Source organism: Achromobacter sp. B7 (assembly GCF_003600685.1).
Classification (GTDB): domain Bacteria; phylum Pseudomonadota; class Gammaproteobacteria; order Burkholderiales; family Burkholderiaceae_B; genus Achromobacter; species Achromobacter spanius_B.
The window spans coordinates 3,971,841-3,989,679 of the sequence record NZ_CP032084.1 but is presented as its reverse complement, the minus strand read 5'-3'; the positions used below and the strand labels follow the sequence as shown (position 1 = coordinate 3,989,679).

Below are 17,839 nucleotides of genomic sequence, written 5' to 3'. Positions count from 1 at the left end.
TGATGGCAACTTCAGGATTGCCCGATCATGCCTGCCCCAGTCCAACCCTTTTGTCGTGTGTCCCTGTCGCGCCAGCGCGGCAGCATGGCCGTCGCCGTGGTATTCGCGGTGTTGGTCGGCTTGGCGATGTTGGGCGTGGCGCAGTTGGGCTACGGCTACTACATGAAGCGCGAGATCCAGAAGGCAGCGGACCTGGCCGCCTTGACGGCCGTGCAGGTGCTGGGCATGGGCTCGGCCGCCGACTGCACCCGCGCCACGTCGGCCGGCAAGGCCTCGGCGCTGGCAAACGTGCCCAACATTTTCGACACCTTCACCGCGGCCGACATCACGGTGCAATGCAAGCTGTGGGATTCCACCCGAGCCGACGCCTCGGGCATGCACGTATTCGATCCGGCCAGCGGCCAGGCGCTGAATGCGGTGCGCCTGACCATCCGCAAGGAATTGGCCAGTTTGTTCGGCACCTTGGGCTTGAGCACCACCGTCTCGGTGAATGCGGTGGCGACCAATACTCAACCCGTTGCGGCCTTCATGGTCGGTTCGCGCCTGTTGCGCTTGCAACGCGGCGGCCTGCTGTCGCAGCTGTTGTCGACGGTAGGCGCCACCCCCACGCAGCTGGACGTGCTGGACGCGGCCGGGTTGGCCAGCGTCAACATCACGCCGTCGGGCTTGCTCAAAGCGCTGGGCCTGCCGCTGTCGGTCGCCACGGGCGTGGGCACGCCGGCCGAGTTGGCCGCCGTCAATAACCTGACGCTGGGTCAATTGCTGCAAGCCACCCTTACCGTCGTCAACCAAAGCGGTACCGCGGGCGCCGATGTCGGCCTGGTCAGCAACGCCATCAACACGGTGCTGGCAGTGATGCCGCTGAACCTGCCGGTCAAGCTGTTCGGCAATGGCGGCGTGTTGAACCTGGCGGTGGTGGGCGGGGACGCGACCGGCGCGCTGTCGGCGAACGTCAACGCGCTGAACGTGCTGGAAACCGCGCTGGTGGTGGCCAACGGACAAAACCTGATCAACCTGGGGCTTAGCGTGCCGCTGCTTGGCGTGGACGCGCGCGTGCGCGTAGTTGAACCGCCCACGCTGGCTGTTGGCGGTATCGGCACGCAGGCCACCAGCGCGGGCATCCGCGTCTACCTGCGCGTCAGCACCAGCAATATTCCGCTGGTGGGGCCGTTGCTGGCGAACACGTTGGGTACCAAGGTCGATCTGCCCATCATCATCGATGTGGCGCAGTCCACCGGCACGCTGACCAACCTGTGCCAGGCGCCGCTGACCCAGCATCAGGCCACCATTGCCGTGACCTCGTCGTTGGCGAATATCTGCCTGGGGCGCTTTCCCGGCATGACGTCCAGCACCGACCAGACCGCCGCCAACTTCGTGTCACTGACCAACAGCTGCCAGCCCGGCGCGTTTGCGGCCATCCAACGCCATCAGCTGTTGAACGTGCTGGGCATTCTGCCGTTGACTGCCAAGGTGACCTTGCCCGTGTTCAATTCCACCGCGCCGGTGTCGGTAACGTTGACGGAACCGCCCGGCACGCCGTCCACACAAACGGTCAACGCCACGTCCGTGAACCTGGGTGCGCTGGCCTCGAACCTGTCCGACGCCGTCGTCGGCGGCATTTTGGGCGATCTGTACAGCACGGGAACCCCCCTGTCCGCCGCGGACCGCACGGCGCTGGCCACCAGCCTGGTGGGCGGGGGCGGCAGCAGCGCGGGCAAGTCGATCACGCAGGTCTACAACGACATGCAGTGGTCCACGACCGCGCTCAACCAGCTAAGCACCAGGCTGACCACGGGCGGCCTGACGGGCGTGCTGGGCGGCACGCTGCAACTGGTCGGCAACATCCTGACGTCCCTGCTGGTGGCGCCCCTGAATGACGTGGTGTGCGCGCTGGGGCTTACCCCCAGCGCCATTCGCACGTGCCGGATCAACTCGGTGGCCGCGCAGGCGCTCAGTGGAAGCTCGCAGGTGGGCGGGGTGCTGTCCATCGTGGTGAACCTCTTGCAGCCGGTGCTGGCACCCCTGTCCGCCGCGCTGCAACAGTTGCTGGACCTGCTGGGTATCAGCGTGGGCCAGACCGATGTGTCGCTGCTGTCCGTGGATTGCGGGCAGCCCCGCCTGGTGTACTGATGAAGATGACTTTGATCACCGTTCAATCCTTGCCGCCATGGTTGCTGCCATGACTCAGAAATTCGCCCGTGACGAGTTCGATCTGTACGTCTGGGAAGGCACGTCCGACATCGCCAGCCGCGCCGAGCGCTGCCTGGCCGGCATGGACGTGACGCTGGTGCGCGCGGACGTGGGCACCGCATTCCCGCCGCCGCGCGACCCAGGCCGCCCGGCCGTCGCCCTGCTGTCGGTGTCGGTCATGGGGGACAACCGGTTCAGCGGCTACGACTGGTTGTCGGCGCAGGCCATGCCGGTGATCTGGGTGTCCGCCGAAACGCGTGGCCGCGATCCTCGCTACTACCCGCCCGAATATTCCTACACCTTGCCGCTGTCGTTCACCACGGCTGACCTGCGCAAGCTGCTGTATGAATTGCTGGGCACGCTGGAGCAGTTCAGCCGGTCCGCGCCCAAGCGCGAGCAACCCCTGATTGCGGTGTCCGAACCCATGCGCGCGCTGCTGGCCGAAGCCGAGATGTTTGCCGATTGCCGCAGCAATGCGCTGATCCACGGCGAAACCGGCGTCGGCAAAGAGCGCATCGCGCGCCTGCTGCACGACCGCGCGGCCTGGTCCGATGGCCCCTTCGTGGCGGTCAACTGTGGCGCCATCCCGGAAGGCCTGTTCGAGGCGCATTTCTTCGGACATGCCAAGGGCGCGTTCACCGGCGCCGTGGGCGCCCACAAGGGCTATTTCGAACAAGCCAACGGCGGCACGCTGTTCCTGGATGAAATTGGCGACCTGCCGCTATACCAACAGGTGAAACTGCTGCGCGTGCTCGAGCAAAGCGCAGTGACCCGGCTGGGTTCCACCGTGGAAATTCCGGTGGATTTCCGCCTGGTCGCGGCAACCAATAAAGACCTGCGCGTGCTGGTGGGGCAGGACGAATTCCGGGCCGACCTCTATTACCGGCTGGCGGTGATCGAACTGCGCATTCCGAATCTTGAGCAGCGGGGCGGCGATGAAAAGATCGCCATATTCCGCGCGTTGCTGGCTCGCCTGGGCTGCGACGGCGAGCCCCCAGAATGGCTGCTGGACCGCGTGGCGCGCACGCGCTACGCCGGCAACGTGCGCGAACTGTCCAACGTGGCCGAGCGCGTGGCCATCATGCGCCGGCAATTCGGCGCCTGGGACGAATCGCGCATCGCGCGCATCTTCGATCAGATCGGGGAACCCCTGCGCGCCGCCAGCACGCTGTGCGAGCCACCGGTATTTACCGACGCCGAGCGGGCCGAACGCGCCCGCATCCTGGCGGCGCTGGACGTTAACGGCTGGCGCCGGCAAGACACCGCGAACACGCTGGGCATCAGCCGCAAAGTGCTGTGGGAAAAGATGCGCAAGCTGCATCTGGGCGGCGGGCAGGGCGAAACGGCGGAGGGCGTCGTGGAGGCCTCCTGATCCTGCAATTGGGGAAGCCCCCTAGGGGGCGACAGATCGTTCGCGGCCTATGTAAGCAGATCAACCGTAAGCGAAATAAATTGCTATAGTTCCGCAACGATTTTTTTGGGGAAGGCATGAACGTCCAATTTATCCGTGCCGCCACACGCATGGCGCTGTTAGGCACGGCGTTGTCCGGCCTGGCGGCGTGCGCCAGCGCTCAATCCGAAGCGCCACGGCCCACGGTTAAGCAGGTCGAAGATACCAAGGCGGCTGACGCCCCGGTAACCCCGCCCGTGACCCCGCCCGCAGCGCCCGCCCGGCCTGCGTCCACGGTGGCCGAACTGCAAGGCCTGATCCAGGCGCGCCAGGTGTCCGAGCTGCGCACGGCCTACAACGGCACGTATGGCGCCAGCCTGTTGTTCAAGCCCGACGACCTGACCTATTACGTGGCGCTGTTTCAACAGAAGGATTTTTGGCGCGTGCTGAAGACGGTGTCTGAAAAGCAGGCCGAATCCACCTACCGCGCGTTCGCCGCGCAATCGGCGGACCTGGCTGAAGTGGACATCAAGCGCATCAAGCTGCAAGCCGAATATGCGCATGCCGAAAAGCTGCTGGCCAGCCGTAGCGAGCAACTGAGCACGCTGCAAGCCGACCGTACGCTGCGCATGCAGCAGGAACAGCAAGTGGCCGCGCGCCAGGAACAGTCGCGCCAGGAAGCCACGGCGCTGGCCGACCAGCAAAAGGACGTACGCCAGCAACTGCGTGATTTGCAGCGCCAGATCGATGCGCTTCAGGCCCAGCAAGCCCAGATCGACGGCGGCCCGGGCGCCAAGCGCGGCAAGTAATCGCGCGCTATTGCCAAGACGGGCCTGCGGGCCCGTTTTTCTTGGCCAGGCGGTAATGACCCCGCGCATTTCAGGGGATAGTGGGGTGGCTGGCCGGATACTTGTATTCTTGCCGCAGACCCCCATATGGCAACCATGGCTCTTAAAGTTTTTGACCTCCAGTGCGAACACAGCCACGTATTCGAAGGCTGGTTCGGCTCGCACGAAGACTACGACGCGCAACAGGCGCGTGGCCTGGTTACGTGCCCCGTTTGCGGGTCGGCCAGCATCACCAAGCGTTTGTCGGCGCCGCGCCTGAACGTGTCGCATCTGCACGCGCCGGCCAGTCCGCCCGCCGTGCCCGCGGGCGCCTCGGACGCCGAGAAAATGGCCGCGGTGCAGGCCATCGTGATGAAACAGGTGCGCGCGTTGCTGCGCAACACTGAAAACGTCGGCCCGCGCTTTGCCGAAGAAGCGCGCCGCATCCACGAGGGCGACGCCGACGAGCGCCCGATACGCGGCACGGCCACGCCGGAAGAACGCGCCGCGCTGGTCGAAGACGGCATCGAAGTCATGGCCGTGCCGGACTTTCTAGACGACGAGCGCCTGCAATAACGCTTGCGGTGGTCAACAAAAAAAAGCCAGGCCCGCGAATTGCGGGCCTGGCTTTTTCGTACCTGCTACCGGATCAGATTACTGAACGCGGCTGCGGTATTCGTTCGTGCGGGTGTCGATTTCGATCTTGTCGCCGATGGCGCAGAACAGCGGCACGTTCAGTTCGTAGCCGGTGTTGATCTTGGCCGGCTTGGTGACCTTGCCCGAGGTATCGCCACGCACGGCGGGTTCGGTGTAGGTGATTTCGCGAACGATCGTGGTGGGCAGTTCAACCGAGATGGCGCGGCCGTCGTAGAAGACCACTTCCACGGGCATCGCTTCTTCCAGGTAGTTCAGGGCGTCGCCCATGCTTTCCGCTTCGATTTCGTACTGGTTGTACTCTTCGTCCATGAAGACGTACATCGGGTCGCCGAAGTAGGAGTACGTGCACTCCTTGCGATCCAGTTGCACCACTTCGAACTTTTCGTCGGCCTTGTAGACCGATTCGCTGGCCGAGGCGGTCAGCAGGTTCTTGAACTTCAGCTTCACAACAGCAGCGTTACGGCCAGACTTGTTGTATTCGGCTTTTTGGACCACGAGGGGATCCTTGCCGACCATGACCACGTTGCCGACTCGCAATTCCTGAGCGGTTTTCATCGATAAAACTCCGGGGGGTAGGTGCACTCGCCGTGCTTGCAAAAAGCCGCATGGCTTGCGGCTTCGTGCACACCCCGGGAGGCGTCATAGTTGAGGCCCGACAAATCCAGGGCGACTCAGAAAACTCTCTATTCTAACGTTTCTTGGCCAAGTCTGCGCAAAAGTCGGCCAGATTTTCGGCCAGATCCGGCAGCGCGGCCTGGCTTGCGTCCCAGGTTCGGGCGGCGTCCTGCCATGCCGCCCACGCGTCCGGCACCAGCGCCGCCGTCATGGCGGCCCGAGTTTGCCCAGTCTCTGGCTGGTTCCAGGCTCGGATCAAGGCTTGCGCGGTATCCGGGGCCGGATAGCGGGCCAGCCAGGCTTCCAGCTTTTCCAGATGCACGTTCTGGTCCTGGGGATAGATTTGCCACACCAGGGGGCGCGCGGCCCAGGCGGCACGGATGAACGAGTCTTCGCCGCGCACGAAATTCATGTCCGACAGCCACAGCACGCGGTCAAAGTCGGGCTGGGCCACGAAGGGCAGGCGCGCCAGCAAGGGGGCGCCGGGCGCTTGGCAGGCGGCCTCAAGGCCGGGGGCAACGCCCTCGGGCGCCAGCAGCACGCTGGGCCGGGAGTCGGCCGCCAGGGCGCGGACCAGATCGCCCGCGGGCGCCGTGGGATAACAGAACAGCGATACCGTACGCGCGCCGTCCTGGCGGTGCGCGAGCACGGCGTCCGACACGCCCAGCGACTGTAAAAACCCGTTTTGCTGGTCCATTGACGCTTGCAGGGCGTCACGTTCGGCGCTTAAACCCGGTTCGCGCAACAGGCCGCCCGTGGCCGCGGTGAACCCGGGGAAGAAAAAATGTTTGACCAGCCCGTCCGGCCGCTGCGAGGGCAGGCCGTGGCAGCTTTCCACCCAGGCTTCGGCGCTTAGATATTCCAGGTTGATCCAGACGGGATGCACCCGTTGCATGCTTTGCAGAAACGCCTCGGGCGGGTCGCAGGCAAAGGCTTCGATGACCACATCCCGAGCGGTCAGGGTGGGATCGGGCGTGTCGGACCAGTGGACGATGTCCACGCCGGCCAGCGCTTGGCGCGGGGCGTCGGGCGCGATGCCCGGCTGAATGCGGGCAAAGCTGGCCAGGTCGTCTACCCACAGGCGCACGTCCCAGCCGGGGCCGCCAGCCAGCCGGCGCGCCAGCCGCCAGCAGACGCCGATGTCGCCATAGTTATCGACGACTCGGCAAAAGATGTCTGCTTGCATGGCGGCCTGGTGAAACTAGTGGAACTTTGCCGGTGCGGCTTCGGCGTCCTCGGGCAGTTCGGCGTGCACCAGTTCGCCCAAGGGGTTGGGGAAGTAGGGCGCGCCGCAGTCTTCGCAGTATTCCGCCGGCAGCACGCCGGGGATGCGGCGCAGTTCCGTCACGCCGTATTCCTTGAGCAAGGCGGCGATTTCGTCGACCACGTCGGGTTGGCCTTCGTCGGACGGCAGCTCTTCCTCTCGGCCATACAAAGGCCACACGCAGCCGTAGTAGACGTCGTTGCTGCTGCGCGCCGTGAAGCTGATGCGGTATTCGTCGATGCGGTTTTCGCCACAGCCGGCCACGACCGCGCGCAATTGCGAGGCTTCCAGGTTGACCGCGCCTTCCAGCCAACTGACGGCCGCGCGCAAGGACAAGGGGCGCACGCGGCGGTCGGCCTCGCGGTTGCTGACGTAGTAGGCGTCGGGCAGCAGGGCTTCGAAGCCGCAGCCGGGCATCAGCGCGGCCAGCGTGGGTTGCGCCTGGGCGGCCCATTGTTGCTGGCACGCATCGCGCGTGGCATCGGCGTCGCCCAGGCTTTCCTGCCAACGGAAGATCGGTGCGTTTTCAGGCACCGCCACCGCGCCGATGATGTAGCGCGTGTCGGCCAGCATGTTGGCGGTTTCGATCTCGGTGTTCAACGCGGGCTTGGTGGTTTCCGCGCCCAGGGCTTGCGAGCCCAGGCGTTGCAGCCACTGCCAGGTTTCGCCGAACGTGCGCGGCATCTGGTCCACGCTGACCAGCACCGGCATCAGCGCGGTGCGCGCCTGGCTGGACAGCACGTGGCCGTGCAACTGCGCCAGCAGCGCCTGCTGGGCGCTGGCGGAAACGGGGCCGGTGGGGATGGCGTAGCGCGTCCAGGCGACGATTGGTGCAACGATCAGCAATACGTCGTACACCACGCCGTTTTTCTCGATCTTCATCGACTCGGACAGCGTTTCGGCCTGTTCGATCAAGACTTCGTAGGCGCCGATGTCGCTTTGCGCCAGGTGGTCCAGGGCCGCTTCCAGCGGGGCGTCCTGCCCAGCCTTGAGCAGCTTGGGAATCGCTTCGCCAAGCTGGTTCTCCCAAAACACGTCTTCAACGCGGCTGCCCGAGCGGTTAAGCGATTGGGCCAGCGCCACCAAACGGGTGGCGTCGCGGGTCATGCGGGGAGCGGATTGGCTGCGGGTTCGGGCCATAACTTCGAGGGACGTCCAGTAAGTGTGTAACGACGTAGTTTACCGCTCGCCGCCCATCGCGGCGTTGTCGCATTGGTTTCCGACTTCAGAGCCCCGCACAGCGCTGCCTGCGGGCGCATTGCCGGCATTGATGCCGTATCGGCAACAGAGCATCCCCCTGACGGGGGTTTATTGCTGATTGGGAATATTCGACAATTCCTCATCGAATTTATCTACAGGAGGCTGCGCCATGCGTTGGCCTACGCTTTTTATTTCCCACGGCTCGCCAATGCTGGCCGTTGAACCCGGGCGCACCGGCCCCGTGCTGACGGCATGGAGCCAGGCGCAAGGCCGCAAGCCGCGCGGCATCCTGGTCGTGTCGCCGCACTGGATGGGCGAAGGGCTGGCGCTGTCCACGCGCGACCGGCAAGTGGCGTGGCACGACTTCGGCGGTTTTCCGCCCGAGCTGTATGCGCTGCAATACGCGGCCCCCGGCTCGCCCGAACTGGCCGACCGTGTCCAGGCGGTGCTGGCCGAATCGGGTATCGCCGCCGATCGCGACCCGCGCCGCCCGCTGGACCATGGCGCGTGGGTGCCGCTGCGCTACCTGTACCCCGACGTTGATGTGCCGGTGGTGCAGCTGTCGCTGGACATGGGGCGCGACGCGGCCGGCCAACTGGCTTTGGGCCGCGCGCTGGCGCCGCTGCGTGATGAAGGCATTCTGATCATCGGGTCGGGTTCGCTGACGCACAATCTGCGCGATGTCCGCATGCCGCAAAGCGCGCCGCCCGTGTCGTACGTGCCCGGATTTCAGGCGTGGTACGCGCGTAACCTGGCCGAACACAACGTGCCGGCGCTGCTGGACTGGCAGGCGCAGGCGCCCGGCGCATTGCAGGCCCATCCGCACGACGATCATTTGATGCCGTTGTACGTAGCGCTGGGAGCGGGCGGCGACGATGCCCGCGCCACCCGCCTGAACGACGAAATTTCCTATGGGGCGTTGGCGATGGACGCGTATCAGTTCGACGATTGATGCTGCACGGGCAGGGCAGAGGCGGCGATCTATCGCCCCGGCCCAGACCATAAAAAAGCCCCGGAACTGTCAAGGTTCCGGGGCTTTTGCATCGCGCCCCGACTGAGGGGCGCGTCGCCCGTTAGGCAGCCAGCAGCTGGCGCAGCACGAAAGGCAGGATGCCGCCGTGCTGGTAGTAATCGACTTCAATCGGCGTGTCGATGCGCAGCAGCACCGTCACGTCCTGCTTCGAACCGTCCTTGCGGGTGATCGTCAGCGTCACGTCCTGCATCGGCTTGATGCCGTTTTCCAGGCCCGAGATGTCGTACGTTTCTTCGCCGGTGATGCCCAGCGACTGCACGCTGTCCGTGCCCTTGAATTGCAGCGGCAGCACGCCCATGCCCACCAGGTTGCTGCGGTGGATACGTTCAAAGCTGCGCGTGATCACGGCCTTGACGCCAAGCAGCTGCGTGCCCTTGGCCGCCCAGTCGCGTGACGAGCCGGTGCCGTATTCCTCGCCGCCGAACACAACGGTGGGGGTGCCCTGGGCCACGTACTTCATGGCCGCGTCGTAGATGGACATCTGTTCGCCCGTGGGCTGGAACAGGGTCTCGCCGCCTTCGAAGCGGCTGCCATCGGGCAACGACGGAATCATCAGGTTCTTGATGCGCACGTTGGCAAAGGTGCCGCGCATCATGATTTCGTGGTTGCCGCGACGCGAGCCATAGCTGTTGAAATCGGCCTTCATCACGCCGTTTTCCTTCAGCCACTTGCCGGCTGGCGACGTTTCCTTGATGGAGCCGGCGGGCGAGATGTGGTCGGTGGTCACGGAATCACCGAACACGCCCAACGCGCGCGCGCCCTTGACGGTGGGCATCGGGGCCGGCGTCATGTCGAAGCCTTCGAAGAAGGGCGGTTCGGCGATGTAGGTGGAGTCGGGCCAGTTGTAGGTATCGCCGGCGACGCCCTTGATGTTCTCCCACAGCTTGCCCGGGTTGCTCTTGACCTGGCCGTAGTTGGCCTCGAACACCTTCGGGTCCAGCGCGTGCTTCAACAGCGCCTCGACTTCCTCGGACGTGGGCCAGATGTCGCCCAGCCAGACGTCGCCGTTCTTGCCACGGCCCACCGGTTCGGTCATCAGGTCGCGCGTGACGGTGCCGGCCAGCGCGTACGCCACGACCAGCGGGGGCGAGGCCAGGAAGTTGGCCTTGATGTTCGGGTGGATGCGCGCTTCAAAGTTGCGGTTGCCCGACAGCACCGCCGAGCACACCAGGTCGTTGCCGATGATGGCTTCGTTCAGGTCGGGCGTCAGGTCGCCCGCGTTGCCGATGCAGGTGGTGCAGCCGTAGGCGGCCACGTCAAAGCCCAGCTTTTCCAGGTAGGGCAACAGGCCCGTCTTGGTCAGGTAGTCGGTGACCACGCGGGATCCGGGGGCCAGCGACGTCTTGATGTGCTTGGGCACCTTCAGGCCGGCTTCCACGGCCTTCTTGGCCAGCAGGCCGGCGGCAAGCAGCACGTTCGGGTTCGACGTGTTGGTGCACGACGTGATGGCGGCAATCAGGATGTCGCCGTTCTTGATCTTGGTGCCGGCGCTGGTGGTGAACGTCTGGTTCAGCTTTTCGGCCGGCTGGTTGAAGCCGTTTTCGGCAACCGGCTTGGAGAACAGATCAATGAAGGTGTTCTTGACGTTGCCGATTTCGATGCGGTCTTGCGGGCGCTTCGGGCCGGCCAGCGACGGCGCGACGGTGGACAGGTCCAGCGTCAAGAGCTTGGTGAAGTTGATGTCCTGGGCGGCGGGGATGCCGAACATCTTCTGCGCCTTGAAGTAGGCCTCGAAGGCGGCGATTTCGTCTTCGGTGCGGCCCGTGCCACGGAAATAATCGATGGTGCGTTCGTCGACCGGGAAAAAGCCCATGGTCGCGCCGTATTCCGGGGCCATGTTGCCGATGGTGGCGCGTTCGGCCACAGTCAGGCTGGCGGTGCCTTCGCCGCAGAATTCAACGAACTTGCCCACCACTTTTTCACGGCGCAGCATTTCGGTGATGGTCAGCACCAGGTCGGTGGCGGTGACGCCGCCGCGCAATTGGCCCTTGAGTTCAACGCCGACCACGTCGGGGGTCAGGAAGTACACGGGCTGGCCCAGCATGCCGGCTTCGGCTTCGATGCCGCCCACGCCCCAGCCCACCACGCCAATGCCGTTGATCATCGTGGTGTGGCTATCCGTGCCCACCAGCGAATCGGGGTAATAGACATTGTTTTTCTTGTCCTGGTGCACGCCGCGCGCCAGGTATTCCAGGTTGACCTGGTGAACGATGCCAAAGCCCGGGGGCACAACACCGAACGTGTCAAACGCCTGCATGCCCCACTTCATGAACTGGTAGCGCTCTTGGTTGCGCTTGAATTCCAGCTTCATGTTCAGGTCCAGCGCGTCCTTGGTGCCGAAGTAGTCGATCATCACCGAGTGGTCGACCACCAGGTCGACCGGTACCAGCGGTTCGATGCTCTTGGGGCTCTTGCCCATCTTGTCGGCCACGGAGCGCATGGCGGCGATATCGGCCAGCAGCGGCACGCCGGTGAAGTCCTGCAGCACCACGCGGGCAACCACGAACGGGATTTCATCTTCACGGCGGGCGTTGGCCTGCCAGTTGGCAAGCTGTTTGACGTGTTCTTCGGTGACCTTCTTGCCGTCACAGTTGCGCAGCACGGATTCCAAAACGATGCGGATCGATACCGGGAGCCGCTGCACATCGATGCCAAGCGACTTGCCCAGCGCCGGCAGCGAATAGTACTGACAGGATTTATTGCCGATCTTGAAGTTCTTGAGGGTGTCTAGAGTGTTGTGCGGCATGATGGACTCCGTGGTTTTGCCCGGCTTTTTTTACCCAAGCGCAGGCGGCATTTTCTGGCGTTTTTGCGCGTTTGTCATTGTAGGGGACACAAGCCCGCGCCCGACCGTATGTCTTATATCTTATATAAGACTTGGGCGGCACGTCAAAGTTCCGACCCGTCCGCACAAGACATATGGCTTTGCAAAACCCCTACTTTGGCGGACATGGCCCAAGCCCGCAAGACCCCATGGTTGTAGCAGGGCTTTCCTACAGCGGGGTTGCGCTGACATCGTGCTGACTGTGCACGGCGTCGCCGTGCCGTCGCCATCGGCGCTCCCGGCCCGGACGCGCCCTGCCATCAGGCCAGAAAGCCGCGCAGCAAAGGCTCCAGTTCGCGCTTCAAGAAGTCCACCAACGCCCGCTGCGCGGTCGACGGGTAGGGCGTGGGCGACGTCAGGATGTACAGCTTGTCGCCCGGGCCTTGCGTCCGGTAGGCCGGCAACACCTCGCGCAGCCGGTTTGCTTCCAGGTCGGGTTGGACGATGTAGGCGGGCAGCAGGGCGACGCCCGCGCCATCGCGCGCGGCCTGGGCCAAGAAAGGGAAATACTCGGATTGCAGCCGTGGCGCCAGCTGGATCTCGTGCGTCTGGCCCCGGCGGCTCGTCAAGCGCAGCGTGGCTCGCGGCTTGGTTCCGGGCGGGCACAGGAAGTCCAGCCGGCTCAGGTCACGCGGGTGGGACGGCGCGCCCACGCGCTGCAAATACCCGGGCGCGGCGCACAGGTGCCATTTCACGTCGCCCAATTCGCGCGCGACATAGTCTTGCGGCGGCTGCGAGATCACCCGTAGCGCCACATCTATCTCGGACGAAATCAGGTCGCCGACGCGGTTCGAGAACAGCACACGCAGGGTCAGACCGGGATGCTCCAGTGCGAAACGCACCAGCAGCGGGCGCAGGGCGTCCAGCTCGCCAAGCCCGGTCGGCAGCGACAGGCGGACATGGCCGGTGGGTTCAGCGCCCAGCTTCTGAAGCGCATGCCGCGCTGCTTCGACCTCGCGGGCCATCCGCGCGCCATGCTCGTACAGCACCGTGCCTTGCTGCGTCAGTTCCAGCCGGCGCGTGGTGCGCCGGATCAGTTGCGCGCCAAACGTGCGTTCCAGCTTTTGCAGATTGCGGCTGACATGGGAACGCGTCACGCCCTGGCGCAGGGCGGCTTCGCTCAGCGTGCCCGCTTCGACGATGGTCACAAACAGCTGGATCAGGTTCAGGTCTAGCGCGGGTACGGCGGACATGGGGGGAGGGGGGGGCTATTGTTGCCTTGGAGGAAACAGAGTTTACCCAGACTGAAGGATTGTCGCGGTATCTGCGCGTTGATAATCTGGTCGCCATTGCGTATTGCAGTCACAACAAGGAGACAAACCATGGCCCAAAGCATGTATCGCAGCGACCTCTTCCAGGGGCGGCGCATCCTTATCACGGGCGGCGGCACGGGCTTGGGGCTGGCCATGGCCGAACGGCTGGCCGCCCTGGGCGCGACAGTGCATGTGTGCGGGCGCCGCCTGTCCGTGGTGGAAGAAGCCGCAGCCGGGCTGCAAGCCCGGTGCGGCGCGCAAGCCTACGCGCACGCTGTCGATATCCGCGACGCCGACGCGGTCGACGCCATGGTGCAAGGCATATGGGACACGCACGGCGGCCTGGACGGACTGATCAACAACGCGGCGGGCAACTTCATCAGCCCGACCGAAAAGCTCTCGGCGCGGGGATTCAACGCCATCGCCGACACGGTTTTTCACGGCACCTTCTACATGACGCAAGCCGTGGGCAAGCGCTGGATCGCTTCGGGCATGCCGGGCGCGGTGCTGTCGATTGTGGTGACCTGGGTATGGACGGGGTCGCCGTTTGTCGTGCCGTCGGCCATGTCCAAAGCGGGCATCGACGCCATGACCAAATCCCTGGCGGTGGAATGGGGCCGCCACGGCATCCGCTTGAATGCGATTGCGCCGGGCGTGATCCCGACCGAGGGCGCGACCGCGCGGCTGCGTCCCAACGGCGACGGCCAGGATGCGCTGACTCAGCAGAACCCCATGCGGCGCCTGGGCACGGGGCATGACATTGGCGAGCTCGCGGCCTTTCTGCTCGCTCCGGACAACGACTGGGTCAATGGGCAGACCATTGCGCTGGACGGAGGCGACTACCTGGCCAACGGCGCGTACTTCAAGCAGTACTTCGATTGGTCCGACGAGGACTGGGCCGCAGCCCGCGCCGCCATCGAAGCCCGCACGGCTCAGGACAAGGCCCAACGCGCCGGGAAGCCGGCATGAGCGGCCACATCATCGCCGGCAATGTCAGTCTGACGCGTGATGTGCTGGTCGGCCGAGGCGAGCAGGTGGCGGCCGGCCTCGCCGCGATGGGCGTGCGCGAAGGCGATGTCATCGCGGTGCTGCTGCGCAACGGCATGGCGTATCTGGAAATCATCCAGGCCTGCAAACGCCTGGGCTGTTATTACTGCCCCATCAATTGGCATTACACCGCCGACGAGGTCGCCTTCCTGGTAAGCGACAGCGGCGCCAGACTGCTGATCGCGGACGACGACCTGTGGCGACAGGCGCAAGGCGCGCTGCCCGCCGGCCTGCCCGTGTTGCGTGTGAGCGGGCCAACAGCGGGGGCGGGTGGGTCCGTCGCGGAAACCAGCGTCGACTTCGCCGACTACGACGCCTGGCGTGATGCGCAGCCGCGTTACGACGGCCCCTTGGTGGCGCCGCGTGGGCACATGGCCTACACGTCGGGTACCACAGGCCGGCCCAAGGGCGTAGTGCGCCAGCCATTTCCGATGGACCGTCTTGCCGACCATCTGGCTGCCGTCGAATCCGTGGTGGAACAGGCGTATGGCTTGCGTCCGGGCTGCCGCGCGTTATTGCCCGCGCCCATCTATCACAGCGCGCCCAGCGTGTTCGCGCAGGTGGCCTTGCGGGTGTGCGACACGCTGGTGCTGATGCCGCGGTTCGATCCGGTCGACGTGCTGCGCCTGATCCAGCAGCATCGCATCGACACCGTGTATCTCGTGCCGATCATGTACGTGCGCCTGCTGAAGCTGGACGCGCAGACGCGGGGTTCTTTTGACTTGTCGTCGTTGCGCTTCGTGGCCTCGACCGGGGCGCCGTGTGCGCCGGATCTGAAGCGCGCCATGATCGACTGGCTTGGTCCCGTTGTGCATGAAACCTACGCGTCCAGCGAAGCCGGCATGGTGACCGTGATCGATTCGCACGAAGCGATGGCGCGGCCCGGCAGCGCAGGACGCCCCATCGGCGCGGCGCAGGTACGCATCTATGCCGACGATGGCAGCCAGTGCGCTCCGGGGCAAATTGGCCATATCCACGTCCGCCAGCCCGCCTATGCCGACTTCACGTACCGCAACCACCCCGAGGCGCGACAGGCGATTGAACGCGATGGGCTGATCGGCCTGGGTGACCTGGGCTATGTGGACGCGGACGGCTATCTGTTCGTCTGCGACCGCGAGTCGGACATGGTGATATCGGGCGGGGTGAACATCTACCCCGCCGAAATTGAACACCACCTGACGCAATATCCCGGCGTGGCCGACTGCGCCGTGTTCGGCGTGCCCGACGCGGAATTTGGCGAGCGCCTGCTGGGCTTGATCCAGCCCGCGCCAAATGCCGATGTCGACGTGCAGGACGTGATGCGTTGGTTGGACAGCCGCATCGCCCGCTACAAAGTGCCGCGCGAGCTGCTGTTGCGCCCCGCGCTGCCGCGCGACGACAACGGCAAGATCGCCAAGCGCCGCCTGCGCGCCGAGTTCTGGGAAGGCCACGCACGCCGGGTCTAGGCGCGGGCACATCGATTTACCCCCGCGTGCGTACGTGCGCGGGGCTCGTACCAAGATAAGAGTCGCCAAAGACTCGGGAGACAAGCATGTTGAAGATCAACCGTTGGGTGGGTCGCGTCGCGGCCGCAGTGCTGCTGTGCAGCGGTGCCGTGTCGACGTCCGCGCCGGTGTGGGCGGCGACGTTTCCGGACAGGCCGCTAAAGCTGGTGGTGCCGTACACGCCGGGCGGCGCGGCCGACCAGTTGTCTCGCACGTTGGCCGAACGCCTGTCTCGCGAGTTGGCGCAACCGGTCGTTGTTGAAAACAAGCCGGGCGCAAACACCATGATTGCCGCTACTCAGGTAGCCCGCGCGCAGGCGGACGGCTACACCTTGCTGTTGGCCAGCAATGCCAGCATGGTGCTGAACCCGGCGCTTTATCGCAAAATTTCCTACAACGCCGAGCGCGATTTTCGCGTGTTGTCGGTAGTGGCCGAACTGCCGCTGGTGGTGGTCGCCAATAACCAGGTGCCGGCCACCACGCTGGCTCAGTTCGTGGGCTACTCCCAGGCGCATCCCGGCAAGCTGAACTATGCGTCCGTCGGCATCGGCAACCCGCTGCAACTGGCCACCGAACTGCTGAAGTCGCGCACGGGCATGGACGTGGCGCACATTCCCTACAACGGCAGTGCGCCCGCTTTGAGCTCGCTGATGGCCAACGACACGCAACTGATGGTGGACGTAATCAGCACGTCTTTGCCGCTGGTGAAAGAGGGAAAAATCAAGGCTTTGGCGGTGACGACGGCCGAGCGCCTCCCCGTGCTGCCGGACGTGCCGACGGTTGCCGAAAGCGGCTTCCCGGGTTTTCGCGCGGCGACCTGGTTCGGCGTGGCGGTGCCGGCGGGCACGCCGCCGCAAGAGACGACCGTGTTGCAGCAGGCCGTCAATAACGTGCTGCGGCAAGCGGAATTTCGTGAACGATTCCAGACCCTGGGCTTGGTAATCCAGGCGCCGCGCGATCAAGCCGAGACCGACGGCTATGTGCGCGATGACCGCCAGCGTTGGGGCGAAGTCATCCGGGCCAACAACATCAAGCTGGATTGATACGGCCCAGCTCAACCCCCAAGGGCGGCGCGGCCGGCCGCGCGGCGGGTTCGCGCTGCCAAGGGGCCGCGCGGCTCACGCCAGCAAGGCCGGCAGTTCAGCCGCTGCGATTTCCAGAAAGCGGCGCAAGGCCAGGGGCTCGCCACGGCGGGCTGGCATGATTGCGTAGATGCGCGAGGGCGCGGCCTGCCAGCCGGGCAGGATGGCGATCAGTTCGCCCCTGGCCAGCATGTTGGCGCACAGATAGTGCGGCAGCAGCCCCACGCCCAGGCCCGCGCGCACCATGGATCGCAGCGTGGCCATGTTGCTGCTCAGGCATTTCGGCTGGAATTCCAGTGATTCTGTTTCGCCCGCCGGGCCGGTAAAGCGCCAGGTCTGGCGACTGTCCTGCGTGGCATGCGCCAGCAGCGGCAGCGCGGCCAGATCGCGTGGATGACGCGGGCGCGCCTGCGCCAGTGCCGGGGCGCCCACCAGGGTCAGCGGCACCAGCGCCAGCTCGCGACCGATCAGCCGGGAATCCGTCAGCGGGGCGCCCATCGCGCGAAACGCCAGGTCGTAGCCTTCGCCCACCAGGTCGATGATTTCGTCGCGCGTGTCCAGCAACACGCGCACGCCGGGATGCGAGATGCAAAAACGGGCCACCATTTCGCCCAGCAACGTTACCGCCAGCGGCGACGGCGCGGTGATACGCAACAAGCCACTGGGTGTGTCGCCCATGGAGGCCGCCAGCTCAAACGCGGTGCGGGCCTCGCGCGCCACGGCTTGGGCGTGCACGTAGATCTGCTCGCCCATCGGGGTCAACGACACCCGCCGGGTATTGCGCTGAAGCAGGCGCACGCCCAGCCGCGCTTCCAGCTCGGCCACGCGCCGGCTCAGCTTGGAACGTTGCATATTCAACACACGCGCCGCTGCCGAAAATCCGCCTTTGGCGACGACTTCGCTAAAGAGCAGCAGGTCGTCCAGGTGATGAATGTGGGGGTACATAGAGGGACACGGCGCAAAAGAGGAGGCG

Annotated in this window: 14 protein-coding genes; 8 read left to right on the top strand and 6 right to left on the bottom strand. The window is 65.2% G+C overall.

Annotated elements, in window-relative coordinates; all coding sequences use genetic code 11:
- The first annotated feature begins 27 nt into the window (after nucleotides 1-27).
- The 4 genes from DVB37_RS17960 (at nucleotide 28) to DVB37_RS17945 (ending at nucleotide 4,983) form a co-directional block, all read left to right on the top strand.
- Nucleotides 28-2,130: a TadG family pilus assembly protein gene (locus tag DVB37_RS17960; protein ID WP_240433916.1), complete on the top strand. Its 2,103-nt coding sequence runs from the start codon at nucleotides 28-30 to the stop codon at nucleotides 2,128-2,130.
- A 49-nt stretch (nucleotides 2,131-2,179) separates the two neighbouring features.
- Nucleotides 2,180-3,562, top strand: a complete 1,383-nt coding sequence (locus DVB37_RS17955; RefSeq protein WP_120157553.1) for a sigma 54-interacting transcriptional regulator — start codon at nucleotides 2,180-2,182, stop codon at nucleotides 3,560-3,562.
- 116 nt (nucleotides 3,563-3,678) lie between these two features.
- Nucleotides 3,679-4,389, top strand: coding sequence for a DUF2968 domain-containing protein (locus tag DVB37_RS17950; RefSeq protein ID WP_120156357.1), 711 nt, complete (start codon nucleotides 3,679-3,681; stop codon nucleotides 4,387-4,389).
- A 135-nt stretch (nucleotides 4,390-4,524) separates the two neighbouring features.
- Complete coding sequence (locus tag DVB37_RS17945; RefSeq protein WP_120157552.1) at nucleotides 4,525-4,983, top strand: DUF1178 family protein; 459 nt, start codon at nucleotides 4,525-4,527, stop codon at nucleotides 4,981-4,983.
- Nucleotides 4,984-5,061: 78 nt separating this feature from the next.
- Here DVB37_RS17945 and efp read toward each other — a convergent pair whose 3' ends face one another.
- From efp to DVB37_RS17930, 3 genes are all read right to left on the bottom strand, one after another.
- A complete protein-coding gene (gene efp / locus DVB37_RS17940; RefSeq protein WP_046804079.1) occupies nucleotides 5,062-5,619 on the bottom strand; it encodes an elongation factor P in 558 nt (185 codons plus the stop codon).
- Nucleotides 5,620-5,752: 133 nt separating this feature from the next.
- Nucleotides 5,753-6,865 (bottom strand): elongation factor P maturation arginine rhamnosyltransferase EarP, encoded by a 1,113-nt coding sequence (gene earP / locus DVB37_RS17935; protein WP_120156356.1) that lies wholly within the window; start codon nucleotides 6,863-6,865, stop codon nucleotides 5,753-5,755.
- 15 nt (nucleotides 6,866-6,880) lie between these two features.
- Nucleotides 6,881-8,083 carry a DUF2863 family protein gene (locus DVB37_RS17930; RefSeq protein WP_046804077.1) on the bottom strand — a complete coding sequence of 401 codons (1,203 nt, stop codon included), beginning with the start codon at nucleotides 8,081-8,083 and terminating at the stop codon, nucleotides 6,881-6,883.
- Nucleotides 8,084-8,312: 229 nt separating this feature from the next.
- On the opposite strand from DVB37_RS17930, the gene DVB37_RS17925 reads away from it, so the two are divergent.
- A complete protein-coding gene (locus DVB37_RS17925) occupies nucleotides 8,313-9,095 on the top strand; it encodes a class III extradiol ring-cleavage dioxygenase (RefSeq protein ID WP_082134420.1) in 783 nt (260 codons plus the stop codon).
- A gap of 121 nt (nucleotides 9,096-9,216) precedes the next feature.
- Here DVB37_RS17925 and acnA read toward each other — a convergent pair whose 3' ends face one another.
- Both acnA and DVB37_RS17915 read right to left on the bottom strand, forming a co-directional pair.
- Nucleotides 9,217-11,922: an aconitate hydratase AcnA gene (gene acnA / locus DVB37_RS17920; protein WP_046804075.1), complete on the bottom strand. Its 2,706-nt coding sequence runs from the start codon at nucleotides 11,920-11,922 to the stop codon at nucleotides 9,217-9,219.
- Between the two features lie 338 nt (nucleotides 11,923-12,260).
- Nucleotides 12,261-13,193 carry a LysR family transcriptional regulator gene (locus DVB37_RS17915; RefSeq protein WP_120156355.1) on the bottom strand — a complete coding sequence of 311 codons (933 nt, stop codon included), beginning with the start codon at nucleotides 13,191-13,193 and terminating at the stop codon, nucleotides 12,261-12,263.
- A gap of 141 nt (nucleotides 13,194-13,334) precedes the next feature.
- On the opposite strand from DVB37_RS17915, the gene DVB37_RS17910 reads away from it, so the two are divergent.
- The 3 genes from DVB37_RS17910 to DVB37_RS17900 all read left to right on the top strand — a co-directional run bounded on the left by DVB37_RS17910 (nucleotide 13,335) and on the right by DVB37_RS17900 (nucleotide 16,827).
- Nucleotides 13,335-14,222, top strand: coding sequence for an SDR family oxidoreductase (locus tag DVB37_RS17910; RefSeq protein WP_120157551.1), 888 nt, complete (start codon nucleotides 13,335-13,337; stop codon nucleotides 14,220-14,222).
- The gene (locus DVB37_RS17905; RefSeq protein ID WP_120156354.1) at nucleotides 14,219-15,745 is read left to right on the top strand and encodes an AMP-binding protein; all 1,527 of its coding nucleotides are present in this window, start codon (nucleotides 14,219-14,221) and stop codon (nucleotides 15,743-15,745) included. The genes DVB37_RS17910 and DVB37_RS17905 overlap by 4 nt, the downstream gene beginning before the upstream one ends.
- Before the next feature lie 86 nt (nucleotides 15,746-15,831).
- The gene (locus tag DVB37_RS17900) at nucleotides 15,832-16,827 is read left to right on the top strand and encodes a tripartite tricarboxylate transporter substrate binding protein (protein ID WP_046804072.1); all 996 of its coding nucleotides are present in this window, start codon (nucleotides 15,832-15,834) and stop codon (nucleotides 16,825-16,827) included.
- Between the two features lie 75 nt (nucleotides 16,828-16,902).
- Here the strand turns inward: DVB37_RS17900 and DVB37_RS17895 are convergent, their stop codons facing one another.
- Entirely contained in the window at nucleotides 16,903-17,811 is a 909-nt protein-coding gene (locus DVB37_RS17895; RefSeq protein ID WP_120156353.1) for a LysR substrate-binding domain-containing protein, read from the bottom strand.
- Between the last annotated feature and the right edge of the window lie 28 nt (nucleotides 17,812-17,839).